Source organism: Brachyspira hampsonii 30446, assembly GCF_000316195.1.
GTDB lineage: Bacteria > Spirochaetota > Brachyspiria > Brachyspirales > Brachyspiraceae > Brachyspira > Brachyspira hampsonii_C.
The window spans coordinates 620,601-638,474 of the sequence record NZ_JH994111.1 but is presented as its reverse complement, the minus strand read 5'-3'; the positions used below and the strand labels follow the sequence as shown (position 1 = coordinate 638,474).

The window sequence follows — 17,874 nt, the reverse complement described above, 5'->3', positions numbered from 1 at the left end:
TTTTAGCCTAATTTTATTAAAAATTAGGCTTTTATTTATTATAAATTGATATATAATTCTCAATTATATTATAAAATTTAAGGTATAATATATGCTTAATACTAATAATAAATTGATAGAAAATATATCAAATGAATTTAATATAGAAAATAATGAATCCGAAAGCATCATTCAAAAATTATTCTCAAAAATAACATCATCTATTTTAAATGGAAATAGATTTTATCTTTATAAGATTGGTATTTTAAGTTTAGATGAAAATGACGATATTATATTAGATAATGAAGATGAAAACTTTGATGAATCATTGGAATCTTTAAACGTTACAAATAATAATATAAAAAACATTTTTTTGGAAAAATCTATATATAAAAGCATATTTAAAAATATAGCTGATATATCAAAAGAAGAAGATGTATATATAAAAGACTTCGGAACTTTTTCAAATAAAAACTTTGAAGCTGATACTCATTTAAAAAATAAAATAAAAGAATTGCATAGTAATGAAATAGCAGAAGACATATTAGATGAATTGGATAGTCAAATAAAAAATAAAAAACTCAGTTATAACAGTGATGATGATGAGATTGAAGAAATTATAGAAATTACAGATGAAAATAAGTATGAGGAAAATAAAGACGAAGAAAATAAATCTATAGATAATAATGTTGTAGGAAATATATGGAAAAATTATAATTCTATAGATTTAAATAGTATGATAAAAAAACTAAATGAAGAAAAAGACATAGAAAATGAAGATGAAAAAGAAAATAATAATGATGTATCCGATAATAATAAAGATGATTATCCTGAAATGAAAGAATATTCTAAAGAAGAACTGCTTGATATTAATCATTTTGAGAAAGAGGATTTAGAGTACAATGATGATAATACAAACAGTAAAGAGTATAGAGAAGAAAATAACTTATTAGAAGTAAATATACAAAAGGAATTATTAAATAATAAAGAAATACAAAACACTAATATTAAAAAAACAGGAAATAAAACTATGAATAAAAACAATGTTAAAAGAAAAAATATGCTGCTTGTAGGTATAATAAGAGTAATACTCATCGTAATAATAATATTTATACTTGGTATAGCATCATCAATATATTACAGCAGTAATAAAGTAATATCTGATAATAGTATAGAAAATAGAAAACTTTATGATATAGTTAATGAATATTTTAATGAAATAGATTCTGCCAACTTAACATATATAACATCAAAAGATATGTATTATTGGGATATAGCAAAAACTTTATACGGAGATGCCACATATTGGCCTTTAATATATGCTTACAATAATGATAAATTCAAAATAAGCAATGTTATAAAAAAAGGAAGCACTATATCATATAGAAATATTCCAGATTTTTATTCTATAAATGATATAAAATATTTAAACAATACATTATCAAAGTCTTATATATATGTTTATCCAGTGCTTACAAATGACAATAAACATAATCATGCTTTATGGGCATTAAAATTATCAGCGTATTATGATTTGAATGTATTTAAAAACAATTCAAATATCATACCAAAAGATATATATACAGAAATATTAAATAATAACAACACAATAAGCACCACATATAATGATCTTATTAAATACGGTCAATTAAATGAAAATATAATTTTATCTATTTTTGATATTATAAAGGAATCACTAGGAATAAAAAAATGAAAGTTGTAACGACAGAAGATCTAATTAATATAGACAAAAAAACAATAGAAAAAATACCATCCATACTTCTTATGGAGCATGTAGCAAGCGAAATATTTTATTTACTTGTAAAAAGACATAGAAAATTATTATATCAAAAGACAGTTTATATTTTCTCATCTGTAGGAGGAAACGGAGGAGATGGGCTTGCAATAGCTAGGTATTTAATAAAAAATGGATATGAAGTGAAAATATATATCACAGGAAATCTTGACAGAGTTAATAAAGATACATATTCTAATTTCAATATATTAAAATCCATGAATATAGATATTAATTACTTAGGTAGCGAAGAAGATGTGATATCAGCTACCGAAAATATAGAAAGAAAATCTATAGTATTGGATTCATTATTCGGTACAGGCGGAAACAGACCATTGGAAGGAATACAAAAAACACTTATAGATAGTTTAAATAAATTAGATGTTCTTAGAATAGCAATAGATATACCTTCAGGATTAGCCTCAAAAATAAATGACTATGACAATGTACATGTTTGTTTTAAAGCACATGAAACTTACACAATATGCTTCGCTAAAGATATCTTCTTTTTATACAGAACTAGAGAATATATAGGAAAATTATTCATAATAAAATCAATATTCCCTAATGAAATACTAAATAATTGGGGATATAAGGCTAAATTAATAGATTATAATGAGAAAATACATATAAATAGAAACTCACTATACAGCAAAAGAGAACAGGGAATGCTTGCTATAGTAGCAGGAAGCAATAATTATATAGGAGCTGCTGTTTTAGCTGTAAATGCCGCTTATAGATTAGGGGTAGGATATATACGGCTGTATGTACCTAAAGGTATAGTTAAAAATATAAGAGATGCTGTAATATCATCTATGCCCGAAATTGTTATTATAGGAGTTGGAGAAGAAAATCAGAAATTCTTCACAGAAAATGACATTGAAATAGTAAATGACATAAATAAAAGCGACGCTTGTATAATAGGTTCCGGCATAGGCAGAGATATGTCTACAGAAATTTTTGTAAACAGCATATTAAAGCAAATAAATATACCTACTGTTATAGATGCTGATGCTTTATATTTAATGTTTGAAAGCACTCTTAATGAACTTAAAAATAATTTTATAATCACACCGCATATATATGAATTTGAAAAACTTACACAAATAAATCATATAGAAGCATTAGAAAATCCGTATCAGGCATTACTTAGATATAGACAAAAAACAAATGCTTCAATAGTATTAAAAGATGCTGTAAGTTTCCTAATGTATGAAAATGATATATATATAAATTATAATCCTAGAGAATCTATGGGAAAAGCGGGTATGGGAGATGTTTTTGCAGGATTTATAGGAGCTTTGCTTGCCAGAAAATTAAATATACTAGATGCATCAAAATTGGCATTGATAATACAGGCTAAATCTTTTAATATGTTATCAAAAAAATTCGGAAATGACTATATTCAGCCTAAAGATTTAGCAAATATTTCATATAAAATACTAAAAAGGATATAAAATTTTGCCTAGAGAAGTTTACGACCCTAAACAAAAAGAATTAGAATTCTATGCTAAAAGAAATATAAAACATCCTGCCCCTAAAAGAGAAGTAAGTATATTTGCAAGAAGATGGTTTATGTTTTTATACGGTACTTTTTTAACATTAGCAGTGATTGGTATGCTTTTGTATAAAAAAGGTTTCTTTAATAATATACCATTATTTGAAGCTTTAAAGCCCAAAACTGATGTAATAGTCAAAATTAATAAAGCAGAATATGTTAATGATGCTGTAGTAACAACTATAGAACTTGAAAATTCCAATTATACTAATTCTGAAAGCATAGAAATACTAAGAGCTTCTTTTTCATTGTACAAATATAGGAAATTAATATTTTCAGGTGATCGTTCTTTTAATAATATAAGATTCCCTGTAGGTCAAAGAATAGGATTTAATCTTAACTTTGATAAAAATTATTGGAAAGAAGCAAATAAACTAGAAATAATACTTCAATTCGATAATAATCTAATCAAAACTAACAGTATAAATATTAGAAAGATAAAAATAAATCAGTAAACTTTAACTATAAAGTATTAAAAATTACTTTTAAAAAATTAATTATTAATTAGAAACAGTATTTGTATTTTCCATAGTTGGAGCAGCATTAGTAGGTGCTGTTAATGGAGATGCTGTCTGCTGCTGAGCAGTATTTGCTGTATTATTAGCAGGAGTATTTACAACATTTTCAAAAGCAGTTTTCTGAGTGCTTATAGCAACAGATATGAGTAAAGCACCTACTATAAATATAGTAGAAAGAAAAGTAGTAGCCTTACTTAAGGCATTTCCTCTTTGGCTTCCCAAAACATTAGCCTGAGCACTTGAAAATAAACCTTCAGCTTTACCGCCTTGTATGATGATTATCAATATTAATAGTACACATATTATAGAATAAACTATGATTCCTAAAGTTAGTAAAGCGTTCATATATATTTTTCCTTAAAATTAATTTCTTATATCATAAAGACTATTTTGTTGCTGAAAATTATATCATTATAAAAAATATTTTTCAAGCATAAAACTATTAATTTTATTGCAGAAATATGGTATTATGTAAATAAAAAAATATTTTTATTAGTAAATTTAAATTTTTTCCGTTAATACTAATAAGGACTATAATATAATGGCAGGTACTTTATAATGGCTGTAAAAAAAACAGATACTAAAAAAACTTCATCAGAAGCAAAAAATACAGGCAGAATTTCATACAAAGAATTATCTGAAGAATTAAAATTAAAATTGCAGCAGTCTGAAGAAAAAATTGCTGAACTTAATAAAAAATATAAAAAAGTAGTAGATATACAAAAAAAGAAAATAGAAGACAAATACAAAAAAATAATAGAAGATTTAGAGGCAAAAAAATCTATACCTGCTAAAAGTCAAAGCAGTAATGCTGAAATAAATAAACTTCAAAAAAGATTAGAAAAATTAGAAAAAACAAATCAAAAGCTTGAAGAAGAAAAAAGAAAAATAGAATTAAAAAATGAAGAACTTAAACTAAAAGCAAAAGAAGCTGTAAAATCAAAAACTGAAACGGCATCAAAAACTGCTAAAACAGACAGAGAAGCTCTAAAAGAAATTAAAGCATTAAAAGAGCAGTTATTAGAATCAGAACAGGAGAAGAAAGAATTAAAAGCAAAATTAAGAGAAGCTGTAGCGGATTTAAAAAATGCTAAGAAAAATACAAATAAGCTGTCTAAAGAAGATAAAGAGCAGTATAAAGAAAATTTAAAAATATTAAAACAGATAGAAAAAGAATCAAAAGCATTAGATAAAAAAAGAGAACTCTTAAAAAAAGAAGAAGAAAAACTTAAAGAAATAAGAGGGGATATAAAAAGTTCCGCTAAAGATATAGCCTCTACAATGAAAAAAAGCTATGTAGCTGACGATGATGAAGATGAAGATTCTAATAATGGTGATTTCCTTTCTAATATGAATGCAAAAACAGAAGAAGGTATTACAAAATTAGCTACTTTATTATGTGCCGCTATGGACGATTACAGAGAGCAGAAAGAAAAAGAAAGAGAAGAAGCTGAAAAAACATCTGAGGAAGTATCAGTCTTATCTGAAGGGGAAGAAAGACTAAACAGAGCATCTGAAGAATTAGAAAATCTAGTTGAAAACAGACTCGAAGACTCTGACAGCACTAAAGATGAAAATTTAAATAAAAGACCTTTCACTATAATAGATAAAATAGAAAATAGCCGCGTGGAAATAAATGAAGGATATACTCCTCCTCCTGGTGGACAGTCTATAGTAGCTTCTCCAGATTCTTCTCAGCAAATAGGACAGGCTCCTCAAACTCAGCAGCCTAATATCACAGTTAAAGTTGAAGCTCCTAAAGAAAGTGCTAAATTGGCTAAGCCTGAATCTCAATTAAAACCAGCAAGTGAAACCCCTACTATGAGAATGAAGCTCTTAGATGATATAGATGATTATGAAAAGAAACTTGTAATTACTTATGGTTTTGATAATATGCCTGAAAATACTTACTATTCTAAATACAAAAGAATATTAAGAAATGCCGCAAGAATAAGTTTATTCGGTAATTTGCAGGAAGGTCTTGAAATGTTCAAACTTATAAGAGATCAGAATATACCTGACGAATATAAACAAATGATAGATAAAAATATACAAGATATTACCTATTATTTAAGAGGATTGCATAGAGTTAGAATGGAATAAATAACAGGATAATAAATAATAATGAAAAAATTGATTATTATATCACTACTATTGATAATACCTATATTATCATGCTCGCCAAAAAGAATAATAGATAGAGAAATAGAAGCTGTTTATGATAAAAAAGATAATTCTTATACTATTACATATCCTGAATATAATAAACAATATCCAAAATTTATAAATTTAAAATATGGAAAAAGTGTAAAAATAAATGACGGAATATTATTAACTTATAATATAGATTCTGATAATATACCAATACAATTAAATATAGAAGTAGAAGAAAACAATATAATAAAAACATTTAATATAGAAAATCCATTAGTTAATAGAAATATAAATCTCACATTATACGCTACAAATTTTAATCCTCCATTGGAAAAAGATAAATTAGACAGACTGTCTGTAAGTATAGAAACAGTTGGAAATATTGATACAAAAGATAAAGTAAAAATAGCAATAAATGAGTATGATGATAAAAGAAAACCAAGAGAAAATATAGCATTGATACTTCCTGAAAGCGGACATATAGCAAAGAGTAATCCTCCATTTGTCATGATTAATAAAAGAACTACTCTTACTAGAATATCAATATCTAAAGAGCTTTCATTTACAACTCGTTATGAATATACATTGAGAAATAACAGCTTCTTCTCAATAACAAATACATTAGAAAACGGCAAATGGTATATAGCCTTCGATGAAAACGGAGATACAAACTTAAGAAAAATCTATCATTTCTTTATAGATGACAGCAGTACAAAAATCATACCTATAACAAATAAAACTTTTAATATAAAGAGACCTTTTGTATTAATAGATAAACAGACATTTGAAATATTATATAATTTACTATACAAAGCAAACAGACTTCAGCCTTCTGTACTTTTAAGAAATATAAATGCATTCAAATCATATACTTCAGCAAATATGGGTAAATGGTCTGTTAATAATATATCATATTCATTAACTGATGATACTAATAAATTATACTTTGAAAATCTTCCCTCTCATGCTATGCTTATGTCATTAAAATCAGCATTTGAACCTAATAATAATTTATTAAAATATGAAATTAAGCAGATGATAAGAGACATAGTGAATTTAGATGAAGCAAAAATAGAAAATTATAATATTATAGATTCGGTTAATATATTAGCTAATTCTCTTCTTATGCCATTTGATTTAATGTATGATGAGTTTTCTCCTGAAGAAATAGTTTTGATGAAGCAGGAATTCATAAAATACGGAGAAACACTTTATAATTATATAACAGAAAATCCTTCAGAATACAGAAATAAAAATACTATAAAATATATTACAACATTAGGCCTAATAGCAATTAATATGCTTAATGAAAATGTAAATCAGGATCAAATTAGAAATTGGCATTATTTTTCTATGAATTATATAAACAGCATGGTATTTTCTATGTTTGAAAATGACGGAAGTTTTAAATCATCAATAAGCGAAGCATTTGATACTATAATGCCAATATTAACTTATGCATTATCATTAAAAAATGTAGGTATATTTGATGCTTTTACTTTTGAATCATTTAAAAATATAGGAAAATATTTATCCATAGTAGGATATCCTTCAGGTTATACTTTACCTATAGGATACACTGCTATAGATAATAGAAGCAAATTAAGATTTGATACAGGTGCTAGAAGTGCTGTTATGGAGCTTCTAAGCAGAATGTATGCTAATCCGTTATATAAAAATTATGCTGTATTTGCACAAAGCGAATCTGCTGAAATAAAATATCTCCCTTATGCTTTAATGTGGAATAATTACTATCTTAGGGATAATGTTAATTCTAATGTTGATTTTCAATATGAAACTTTACTGCTAAAAAAAATACAAACTGCTATCTATAATGAAAATATAAAAGCTCTAAATGCCCCTTATTTAGCTGTATATGCTAAAGGAAGAAATGCTGATGATTCTTTAGGACTTAATCATAATGACAGAATGAGTTTTGTATATTATAATTACGGAGATTCTATAATAGATGAATTAGGTTACAACTTTGATTCTAATAATTATACACTTTTCAAAGATGCTGATTTTCATAATGGAATATCAATAGACGGAAATAAGATAGAAGAAAATATGGGAAGCTATTCTTATATAAAAAATACAACTAATTATTATAAAATGTTCTATGCCTATGCAAAAGCAAATCAAAGATATACATATTCTGTAAATCTTAAAAACTATGACAGAAGATTCTACTATCTAAAACCTAATATTTTAATAATAAAAGAAGATATTGAAGCATTGCCTGATATAACAAAACAATATCATGTTTACGGATATAAATATAAATGGAATGCCAATTCAAAACTTCCTATAACTTTTGATAATGAAGCAAATAAATTTGTTATAGAAGGGGCATACTCTTATACATATATACAAATACTATCTTCAAATGAATTAGAATATAATATTATACAAACGAATATAGGCCAGAGTAAATTATATACTGCAGAAGTTTCAACAAGAGAGAATGTAAAGAAATTTGAACCTTGGATAATTATAAGTACAATGCCTAAAAATAATGTACCTCAGGCTATGAGAAGAAATATTATAAATCCTAATATCACCTTAGGAAATTTCACAAGTACAAATTTAAATTTCAAAGCAGGAAATAAAGAATACTATATAAACATAGAAGATTATATAAACAATTCGGATAATACAAATAAAATAAACAATATACTATATACAGAAAATAGGGAAAATGTTATAATAAGCTCCGATTAATTATAAAGGACTTATTAATGAATATATATATAGCTGATTCATATCAAGATTATACTGTATTCACAGCAAAACATATTCTCAATTTCTTAGAGAAAAAGCAGGAAAAAAAAGAAAAACTTTATATTTCAGTTTCTAGTCAAGATGATACTAAAGATATTTATAGAGAAATAATAGAAAATATTAATAACTATAAAATTAATTTCAAAAATATATTTATATTTCAGCAGTCTGAATATATAGGACTCTCTCCTACAGATAAAAACAGCAAAGCATACTTTTTAAAAGAAAATCTGCTTTCCAAAATAGATATACCTGAAGAAAATGTATTTTTATTTGACGGAAACGGCGATGAATCTCAAATGGATAAACAGCTTGAAATTATAAAAAAAATAGGAAGATTTGATGTTATATGGTATTCACTCACCGCTGATTCCACTTCGGCAGGAAATGAAAGAATGTCATCATTATCATCACTCTTTAGAATAAAAACTTTAAGCGAACACTCTATAAGCGAGATTAAATATAAATTTGAAGATGAAAGCAAAGTACCTACAACGGTATTTAGTATGGGTATGGGCTTTATAGATATGGTTGATACTGTGTTATTAACATCATCTGGAATAAATAATTCCTGCTCTTTAAGAGATTGTTTAGAATATGGAATAAGCAACTCTTCGCCTTTAAGTAAATTACAAAAGCATAGTGATGTTACTGTGATAGCTGATTATGAATCATCTTTGAGATTATCAAGTCAGACAGTATTTATGAAGATAGAAAAAAATATAAAATAAAAAAGGAGAATATACATGAGAATCATTATTACAAATGAAAGCGTTTATGAATGGGCTGCTTACTATACTGTAAAATGTATATTAGACTATTCGGATAAAGAAAAACCTTTTGTATTATCTTTTCCTTTAAGATATATCAATAAATCATATTATCAAAAATTATTATCTTTCTACAATGATAATATAGTATCATTTAAAAATATACATATAGTTTCATCTGGTGAATATATAGATTCAAACATATCGCAGAAATATTTAGAAGATAATTTTTTAAAATTTATAGATATACCTAAAGAAAATGTTCATTTATTTGACAGCAATGTAGTTAATAGAAAAGAAGAAGCTAAAAGAATGGCTAATTTAATAAAAGAATTAGGCAATATAACACTATTAATAGATACATTAGCAGAGGACGGAAGTTTTCTTCTCAATACTCCAAGCTCATCATTAGAAGGAAGTGTAAGAGATAAAAAAATAAGTGAGATAATAAGAAGCTATGAATCTAAAAAGTTTAATATGCCTATAGAGATGTTTCCTAGAGAAGGATTTACTTTAGGTTTTGAAGAGGCTTTTAATGCCAAATATGTACTTGTTATGGCAAACGGATATGAAGTGTCTGATGCTTTGGCTCATTGTGTGGAAGGAGCTATAAGTCAGTTCTACCCTACTTCTGTACTTCAGGAACATAAAAAACTTATAATTGTAGCCGATGAAGAGTCCAGCAGCGATTTGAAAGTGAAAACTTATAAATATGCTAAAAGTTTAGAGAGCAAAAGTCTTCACCCTAAAGAACTTATTAAAGGGCTTTACAAATCTTATTATGCTCTTACAAACATTAAAATATTTGACGGCGAAAAGTTTATAGACGGACATTGTATTGTTATAGAAAATAATGTTATCAAAAGCGTTGAAAAAGAAATAGATGTTGATGCTGTTATTACAAGAATAGATTTGGGAGGAAAAATAGTAGCACCTGGGTATATAGACTTGCAGGTTAATGGTATAGGCGGATATGATATTAATGCCTCTCCTACTGTTGAAACATTAAAAAACATGAATGAAGTTTGTCAGAGATACGGCTGTACTTCATATTTACCAACTATTATTACAAACAGTGATGAATACATGATAAAAATTATAGATTTATTTAATAACATAGAAGATTTATCTGTAATGGGAGTACTAGGAATACATTTTGAAGGTCCTTACATATCGCATGAAAAAAGAGGCATACACAATGAAAAGTTCATAAGAGAGCCTAATATAGATATGATAAAAAAAATCAATGCCTCAAAATGCGTAATGGTTACGGTAGCACCAGAAATGGTAAAAGGAGAAGTTATAGAAGCATTCGCTATGGGAGGAAAAGTAGTATCCGTAGGACATACAAACGGTACATACAATGAGATAAAAGAAAAAATACCTTACGGAATAACTTTTGCCACACATTTATTTAATGCTATGCGTCCTTGGGGTTCAAGAGAGCCCGGTGCTGTCGGAGCGGTACTTGAGACTAAAGACATGTATGCAGGTTTAATATGCGACGGAGTGCATTGTGATTTTGCTTCAGTAGAACTTGCATACAAATTAAAAACAGGTCATATATGTATAGTTACTGATGCCATAGCGCCTGCTGCTGCCCCGGAGATAAAAGAATATATTTGGGCTGGTAAAAAAATACATAGAGACGGCAACAGACTTATTGATGATAACGGCACTTTGGGAGGCTCTTCAATTACCATGAGTCAATCCGTAAGAAATGTAGTTAATCATGTAGGTGCTGCTGTAGAAGAGGCTTTAAAAATGGCTTCACTCTACCCTGCTAAAGTTATGGGCATAGATGACAAATACGGCAGAATAAAAGAAGGTTATATCGCTGACTTAGTGATACTAGATGAAAACCTAATAGTAAAAGGTGTTGTGTTCAAAGGAAACTACAAAGAGTATGACTATGACCATGAATGGGTAACACATGCTTAATTATTAAGTTATAAAATAAAAAGCAGTAATATATATTGGAACGATTTTATTTTGTCGACTGATGTACATTATATAGAATTATCAACTTTTTTGCAGCACAAAAAAGTTGCAAAAACGCAATTACTAGAACTTTATATTATATATATATGTATTAAATGTAGTGTATATCCCTAAATTTAGGCTAAAAATGCAGTTTTTTTGGTTCTTTTATACCAATAAAAGAACTGGGGTGTGGGGCAAAGCCCCACAAATATTTTAAATTTAAAAAATTAATTTTTGACAAATTATATTTGTTTATGTATATACTAAAAATTTTTAAGTTTGTCAATTTTTTATTCAACTTTTTCCCGCCGCACACCACGGGTGGACTTCGTCAAAGTTGCAAAAAGTGCAAATCTAAAAAATAGTACTAATCATGTTTTACATGTAGAATAAATTATTAAATTCAGCCTAAAATATAGCCTTCGCTGCCGACACCTCCTACGGCACGACTGTATGCTTCGCAGGGATAGTCCGCACAAATTATAAATAAAATTACTTTTGAAACAAGTTTAATATAAATATTTATAAAAAGGCTTTGATTAAATATATTTTAGTTAAAGCCTTTTATTTACAAAAAATTAATACCTGCAATTTCATTTTCTAAATTTAATGATTTATTTAAAATCTATATAATATTATATTCCAATTCTAAAATTAGATATACTTAATTTTTAGAATCTCTATCTTTTTTATAATATCCATATCCATATCCACCAAAACAACCTATGGCAAAACTAATGATAAGAGGTAATATTTTTTCTAAAAAAGCTGTATTATTTTTAAACAAAATCATAACTACTAAAAAAAATATTAATAATGCGATCATTATTAATATATTATGAAACCTCTGATTTTTCTTATCATTAAAAACTCTTTCATCATGTTTATTATGAAGTTCTGTCATTTCACTAATATTCTTATCTGTAATTTTATTAACCAAAGGATTAAAAGAACCACTAATTGACAAAAAATCATTAATCTCTTCTATCATTTCAGGCGGTAATTTATCATTATTACTGCTATCCTTATTATCAATAATTTCTTTATTGTTTTTCATATTTGTGTCCATAATTTTTAACTATGCTATTAACCGTAGGTATAATATAACCATTTATTTCATCATTAATTTGTTTATTTATTATATTAGAATAACAAATTCCTATAATCGAATTAAATTTTTTCCTACTTAATTTACTTTTATATTTAAGAGTAATTTCAAGTAATTTTTTTTCTTTATTAATATTCATAATACATACCCTCATATATATATAATATAATAAAATATAATATTGTCAAATTGTATTATTTTATATAAAATGTTTATAAAAAGTCAATGCCTGCAATTTCACTTTCTATAATCAATGATTTATACAAAATCTGTATAATCTTCTGAAAATATGAGTAATCAATATCTTCGCCTTTATGAGATTTTAAATATTTATCCAATACCTGATAGCCTCCTATTTTATATAGCCAAACTTCTTTTGAAACTTTATCAAAATAAAGAGTTTTATTAATGAATAGTTTATTTTCTTTTTCATTATAAGTAGGTTTTTCTATTTTGTTATTTTTGTCATCTTTGTATAAACCCTCTCCTATATCGGCATTCAAATCATTATCTTTCATCAAATGAAGATTGTATAATTGAGTTCCTAGAGAGCTTAATTTTATAAATATATCTTTAGAATAAGTAAAAGGAATTTTAGGAAAATCTATTTTTAGGAAATCAATATATTTAGTTCTGTAAGTTTTATGAAAGAGTATAGCATAAATATAGCCCAAAACCTCTTCAGGCTGGAAATGAGAGCCGTATTTTTTATCAAGAAAATTTCTAAAATTGCGAGTAAAATTTTCTATCTTATCAGCATTTTGAAAAGGGTTTTCTTCATATTTTTCAAATAAATCCCCAACATTATAATTTTCAGCCTGAATAACTTTTCTTGCATTAGGAGTATCGTACAAATATAGAGGAGCTATACAATCACCACCTTCCATACCTGGACAAGTCCAAGTTCTTAAATTAATTATACAATTAGAAATAAAACATAAACCACTTTCTAAAGATGTAAATCTTCTTGTAAATATTAATCCAATATTATTTTCGTATTTCAAAAAATGCTCGAATATATCATAAACAGGTCTAGCCATAAATCCGCAATTTTTATTAACATAATATGTATATTTAAAATCAAATGGACGATAATGTGATTTTAATATAAAATCATCTAAATTATCTTTATTTTCTTTTACAGCTTTAATTGCCCAATCTAATTTCCAGCCGCCGCTATCTTCTCCTATATCATATAGTTTATATAATTCTTCTTTATCTTTATTTATAAAATCATTCAAAAGTTTCATAAGTTTTTCCTTATCACTTTGAAAAACTATATTATCTCTTTTTGAACATATACCAATTCCATAAATTTTGAAAATATCTTTTATACTGTAAAACTTATCGTATTCTTCTCTTAAATCATCATTCTGAGGTATAAATAAAAAGAAAGGTTCTTTATATGCTAATTTATTCCATTCTATACTTTTTATATTATTATCAAGAAGAAAATTATATTTATATTCCCTCTTTCCGTACAAATCATAATAATATACATTAGCATAATCACTACCATGCTTATAATATGATGGATTTAATTTGCTATCTTCAACTCTTTTATCTTTTATTTTTTGAGTATGTTTTACAAATATATTTATACTCACGCCCTGCATTATGTCAAATACATTTTCATCTTTGCTGCCGTCTGGACATACTTCCTTTTTTCTGGTATTGCCATGAAGATTAACAATATATATTTCATCAAAACTTTTTAATAAGCTGTAACGCATACCTCTGAAAGTTGCATTATCTAAAAATGAGTTATTAGAAATAAAGCCGAATATTCCGCCTGCCTTTTGATTATCTATTTTCTGCTGTGCAAATCTTATAAACTTCACATAATCATCAAGAAGCCATTTAGGATTTTTCTCTTTTTCTACATTTCCGTTTCTTCTTATAGCCAAAGGAGGAGATTCTAATCCGTCTTTATATTCTTTTCTTACCTCTTCCTCAAATATACCTTTATTGGCACTTGCTCCGCTGTATGGAGGATTGCCTGTTATTATAAGAATCTCTTTTTCTTTTGTTTTCTGAGCAAGGTTCATCTCTTCATTAAGCTCTTCAAATATATTGTTTTTCCCTTTGCTCTCATCTAAATCTATATTTTCTAAAGTGTTGGTTAAAAATATATTTAATCTCTCGTCATCTTCTAAATTATAGTTAAACTCTTCTTTAAGTGTTTGAGATATTTTAAGATGTGCTATTGTATACGGTGCTATCATAAACTCAAAGCCGTAAAATTTATTTATTAATTCTTTAGGATTATATTTGACAGAGTTTTTTTGATAATATGATAAAGATTTTCTAAAAGAATCAAGTAAAAATGTACCTGTTCCTGTAGCAAAATCCAAAAGAGTTATATTAGTTTCTTTTTCTAATGCATCGCCTAAACCTTTATTTTTATTGAAATACTCTTTTAAAACTATATCTATAGAATCAATAATAAAATTAACCACGCTTTGAGGAGTATAATAAACGCCTCTAAGCTCTCTAAGCTCTGGATTATACTTATACAAAAAAGTTTCATAAAAATGCATATAGGGATCTTTCTGCGAAACTGTATTATCATATTTATTTAATTCTTCAACAATAGATACAATATTTATATGATTAGTTATATTTATTATTTCATTTAAAAGCCATTCTATGGTTTTTAAGTCATTAATATTTAACTCTTCCAAATCCTGAAGAAATTTGCTCATAGCCCTTATTAATGGAAATGATTTAGGTATAAACTTAGTAACATTATATAAATCGATTTTTTCATTAGTATTTAGTCTAGCTAAAAACAAACTATATGTAAGTGTCTGTGCAAAATTATCACAAAAGTCTGCAAAATCTATTTGAGAATAAATTGTACTTTTAAATATATTATATAAACGCTCTATATGATTATTATTTTCAAGTTCGTATAAATCATCCCTTAATATTCTAGTACGCATAGCTAAAGCATCTGCAAACTCTAAAGCTGTATTTATAGGTTTAGGCTCTCTTGAGAAAAATATTTTAAATATATCTGAAAGTTTTTTACTTACTTCTTCAAGTTTAATTTTTTTATAATTTTTAATCTCACTTAATTCGCATATTCTAACTTCATCAATAATATTTAAGTTTTCATCAATTAATATGAATCTCAAATAATCTGTAATTATAATGTTATCACTCAAAAGAAGATATTTTTTTATCTGCTCGCTTTTAATAATTTCATCAAGATTGGCATTTACTCTTTTATTTTCAATGTATCCCAAAACAAGAGAATCAATAGTAACTAAAAAATCAGGTGCACCTCTTCCCTCTTTATCATTATTTGGTTCATGTTTTATATTTATCTTATTAAAATTAAGATGATTTTTTATAGCATTTAATAAACTCTCTAAAGAAGCTCTATAACTATGCTCTTTATCTTCAGCAGTTATATTCTTTATGCCTTCTAAATATGAATATAGTTCTTTAATCATAATATAATCCTTAATAATATATTATAATTAAAAACACCACATTTGTCAAAATTATATATATTTTATCTAAATTAATAAAAAACAAACTTTAATTAAATATAAACTTGACTAAAAATCCTATTTATGTTATCATAATACAACTATTTAAGCGAATGTATAATTTTGGAGAGATGCCCGAGAGGCCGAAGGGAGCAGTTTGCTAAACTGTCGTAGGCAACCCCTACCGCGGGTTCGAATCCCGCTCTCTCCGCATCGGTTTATATATGATTAAAAAATTTTTCTTTATATTCTTAATTATTTTCAATATAGCACTAACTCAAGAAAATACTACAAATCAAAATAATACCAATAATGCTGATTTAACTGCTCAAGAAAATATACAAAATACAATGCCGGAAACTAATTTCTTCAATGCCCCTATAGATAATACGAACAATGCTAATGAACCTGCTATACTTCAGGATATAAGAAATATTCAAAACAGAGCAGAAGTAAGTAACGGCTGGATGTTTATAAGAGCTATTATTGGTTTTATAGTTACTTTGGTTGGCATATATTTGGTATTTATATATTTAAAAAATAAGTCTAAAAAAGTGTCAGGATCAAGCGATATTATTAAGGTTCTTGCCACTACTCCTGTTGCTTCAAATAGATATATATCAATTATAGAAATTGTAGATGACATGTATATAGTCTCTATTTCAGATCATAATATTAATTTATTATCAAAGATAGAAGATAAAGAGACTAAAGATCAAATAAAAATGATGTATATTAACTCTAAAAATAATACAGTAGATGATAGTTTCAAAAATATCTTTAATCAAACACTATCCGTATTCAAGCAGCCGAAAATGAAAGAAAAAGATCCGTTAAAAACAACTTCAGAAATTAGAGAAAGACTTCATGATTTGAATGCAGAAAATCCTACAATAAATAATGATAATGAAAATAATAAAATGCAATAAAAAAAGATAGACTAATATAAAAGCCTATCCTTTTTTATATTTATTAATAAACAATTCTTTTATTAGTTTGATTATAATTTATTAGAATATATGAATGAAGTCTTCCATCACTTCCCCTATAAACATTCATATTAATAGGATCAACTTCCCATATTCTATCTACTACAAAGTTATAATAGTAATTACCGGCTTCAGCTCTTAGAGTGATAACCCATAAATTATTAGAATAAGTCATAGGATATCTTAAACTATCAAATCCCAATTTATCAGAAGTAAACATAACCTCTTTAGCGGTATCATTACTGTAAAAGAATGTAACCGTACCATCAGAATTATAAATAGGGTTTTTTTCATAAAATCCAACATCATTAGTTAACACAAAATAGCTAACAACCTGATTATTATTATCATATTCAATATTAGCATTTACAGGATCATTAATCCAAACCCCATTAACTCTGTATCTATAACTATATTTTCCGGCCTTAAGAGGATACTGCCAAAGATAATAATAAACACCATAAGAACTCTTTATAAGAGGTATGCTGTCTTCCCAATTATTGAAATCGCCGGATACTTCTACAGAATCATAATTCTCAGCAAAAGTAAATAATACTCCGTCATTTACTATTCTAGGCTGCATAACATCTTGTATATTATAATATTTTAAAATTTCAAGCCTATTCATTCTAGCTTCATACTGCTCTATAGTTTCAATATCTTTTTCACCGCATGATAAAAGGACTATACTAAAAATAATAGACAATATTGTTAATTTATACATTTTTTTCATAGC

At 26.4% G+C, this 17,874-nt stretch carries 13 protein-coding genes and 1 tRNA gene; 9 read left to right on the top strand and 5 right to left on the bottom strand.

Going from position 1 to position 17,874, the window contains the following annotated elements; genetic code table 11:
* Positions 1-91: 91 nt before the first annotated feature.
* The 3 genes from A966_RS07670 to A966_RS07660 are packed head-to-tail and all read left to right on the top strand — an operon-like array spanning position 92 to position 3,787.
* Positions 92-1,693 carry a hypothetical protein gene (locus A966_RS07670; RefSeq protein ID WP_008724285.1) on the top strand — a complete coding sequence of 534 codons (1,602 nt, stop codon included), beginning with the start codon at positions 92-94 and terminating at the stop codon, positions 1,691-1,693.
* Positions 1,690-3,231 (top strand): NAD(P)H-hydrate dehydratase, encoded by a 1,542-nt coding sequence (locus A966_RS07665; RefSeq protein WP_008724283.1) that lies wholly within the window; start codon positions 1,690-1,692, stop codon positions 3,229-3,231. The genes A966_RS07670 and A966_RS07665 overlap by 4 nt, the downstream gene beginning before the upstream one ends.
* A 4-nt stretch (positions 3,232-3,235) precedes the next feature.
* Positions 3,236-3,787, top strand: a complete 552-nt coding sequence (locus A966_RS07660; protein ID WP_008724281.1) for a hypothetical protein — start codon at positions 3,236-3,238, stop codon at positions 3,785-3,787.
* 45 nt (positions 3,788-3,832) lie between these two features.
* On the opposite strand, the gene secG is transcribed toward A966_RS07660, so the two are convergent.
* Positions 3,833-4,195, bottom strand: a complete 363-nt coding sequence (gene secG / locus A966_RS07655) for a preprotein translocase subunit SecG (RefSeq protein ID WP_008724279.1) — start codon at positions 4,193-4,195, stop codon at positions 3,833-3,835.
* 213 nt (positions 4,196-4,408) lie between these two features.
* On the opposite strand from secG, the gene A966_RS07650 reads away from it, so the two are divergent.
* The 4 genes from A966_RS07650 to nagA are packed head-to-tail and all read left to right on the top strand — an operon-like array spanning position 4,409 to position 11,499.
* The gene (locus A966_RS07650) at positions 4,409-5,953 is read left to right on the top strand and encodes a coiled-coil domain-containing protein (RefSeq protein WP_008724277.1); all 1,545 of its coding nucleotides are present in this window, start codon (positions 4,409-4,411) and stop codon (positions 5,951-5,953) included.
* 21 nt (positions 5,954-5,974) lie between these two features.
* Positions 5,975-8,728 carry a hypothetical protein gene (locus tag A966_RS07645; protein WP_008724275.1) on the top strand — a complete coding sequence of 918 codons (2,754 nt, stop codon included), beginning with the start codon at positions 5,975-5,977 and terminating at the stop codon, positions 8,726-8,728.
* A gap of 17 nt (positions 8,729-8,745) precedes the next feature.
* A complete protein-coding gene (locus A966_RS07640) occupies positions 8,746-9,519 on the top strand; it encodes a sugar phosphate isomerase family (RefSeq protein ID WP_008724273.1) in 774 nt (257 codons plus the stop codon).
* Positions 9,520-9,534: 15 nt separating this feature from the next.
* On the top strand, positions 9,535-11,499 hold the full coding sequence (nagA, locus tag A966_RS07635) for an N-acetylglucosamine-6-phosphate deacetylase (RefSeq protein WP_008724271.1): 1,965 nt from the start codon (positions 9,535-9,537) through the stop codon (positions 11,497-11,499).
* Between the two features lie 706 nt (positions 11,500-12,205).
* Here the strand turns inward: nagA and A966_RS07630 are convergent.
* From A966_RS07630 to A966_RS07620, 3 genes are all read right to left on the bottom strand, one after another.
* Positions 12,206-12,598 carry a hypothetical protein gene (locus A966_RS07630; RefSeq protein ID WP_008724269.1) on the bottom strand — a complete coding sequence of 131 codons (393 nt, stop codon included), beginning with the start codon at positions 12,596-12,598 and terminating at the stop codon, positions 12,206-12,208.
* Positions 12,585-12,788, bottom strand: a complete 204-nt coding sequence (locus tag A966_RS07625) for a hypothetical protein (RefSeq protein ID WP_008724267.1) — start codon at positions 12,786-12,788, stop codon at positions 12,585-12,587. The genes A966_RS07630 and A966_RS07625 overlap by 14 nt, the downstream gene beginning before the upstream one ends.
* A 73-nt stretch (positions 12,789-12,861) precedes the next feature.
* Entirely contained in the window at positions 12,862-16,110 is a 3,249-nt protein-coding gene (locus A966_RS07620) for a type ISP restriction/modification enzyme (RefSeq protein WP_008724265.1), read from the bottom strand.
* Between the two features lie 164 nt (positions 16,111-16,274).
* Between A966_RS07620 and A966_RS07615 the strand changes: the two genes are divergently transcribed.
* Together A966_RS07615 and A966_RS07610 are read left to right on the top strand one after the other, a co-directional pair.
* A tRNA-Ser gene (locus tag A966_RS07615) sits at positions 16,275-16,360 on the top strand.
* 13 nt (positions 16,361-16,373) lie between these two features.
* A complete protein-coding gene (locus A966_RS07610) occupies positions 16,374-17,078 on the top strand; it encodes a FliO/MopB family protein (RefSeq protein ID WP_008724263.1) in 705 nt (234 codons plus the stop codon).
* Positions 17,079-17,121: 43 nt separating this feature from the next.
* On the opposite strand, the gene A966_RS07605 is transcribed toward A966_RS07610, so the two are convergent.
* Positions 17,122-17,871: an AMP-activated protein kinase (AMPK) subunit beta glycogen-binding domain (GBD) gene (locus A966_RS07605; RefSeq protein ID WP_008724261.1), complete on the bottom strand. Its 750-nt coding sequence runs from the start codon at positions 17,869-17,871 to the stop codon at positions 17,122-17,124.
* Positions 17,872-17,874 lie beyond the last annotated feature (3 nt).

Excerpts from the sequence above, each read along its gene's own strand:
- A966_RS07670 (WP_008724285.1), top strand. The coding sequence starts at position 92 with ATGCTTAATACTAATAATAAATTGATAGAAAATATATCAAATGAATTT.
- A966_RS07665 (WP_008724283.1), top strand. The coding sequence starts at position 1,690 with ATGAAAGTTGTAACGACAGAAGATCTAATTAATATAGACAAAAAAACA.
- secG (WP_008724279.1), bottom strand. The coding sequence starts at position 4,195 with ATGAACGCTTTACTAACTTTAGGAATCATAGTTTATTCTATAATATGT.
- A966_RS07650 (WP_008724277.1), top strand. The coding sequence starts at position 4,409 with ATGGCTGTAAAAAAAACAGATACTAAAAAAACTTCATCAGAAGCAAAA.
- A966_RS07645 (WP_008724275.1), top strand. The coding sequence starts at position 5,975 with ATGAAAAAATTGATTATTATATCACTACTATTGATAATACCTATATTA.
- A966_RS07640 (WP_008724273.1), top strand. The coding sequence starts at position 8,746 with ATGAATATATATATAGCTGATTCATATCAAGATTATACTGTATTCACA.
- nagA (WP_008724271.1), top strand. The coding sequence starts at position 9,535 with ATGAGAATCATTATTACAAATGAAAGCGTTTATGAATGGGCTGCTTAC.
- A966_RS07630 (WP_008724269.1), bottom strand. The coding sequence starts at position 12,598 with ATGAAAAACAATAAAGAAATTATTGATAATAAGGATAGCAGTAATAAT.
- A966_RS07625 (WP_008724267.1), bottom strand. The coding sequence starts at position 12,788 with ATGAATATTAATAAAGAAAAAAAATTACTTGAAATTACTCTTAAATAT.
- A966_RS07620 (WP_008724265.1), bottom strand. The coding sequence starts at position 16,110 with ATGATTAAAGAACTATATTCATATTTAGAAGGCATAAAGAATATAACT.
- A966_RS07610 (WP_008724263.1), top strand. The coding sequence starts at position 16,374 with ATGATTAAAAAATTTTTCTTTATATTCTTAATTATTTTCAATATAGCA.
- A966_RS07605 (WP_008724261.1), bottom strand. The coding sequence starts at position 17,871 with ATGAAAAAAATGTATAAATTAACAATATTGTCTATTATTTTTAGTATA.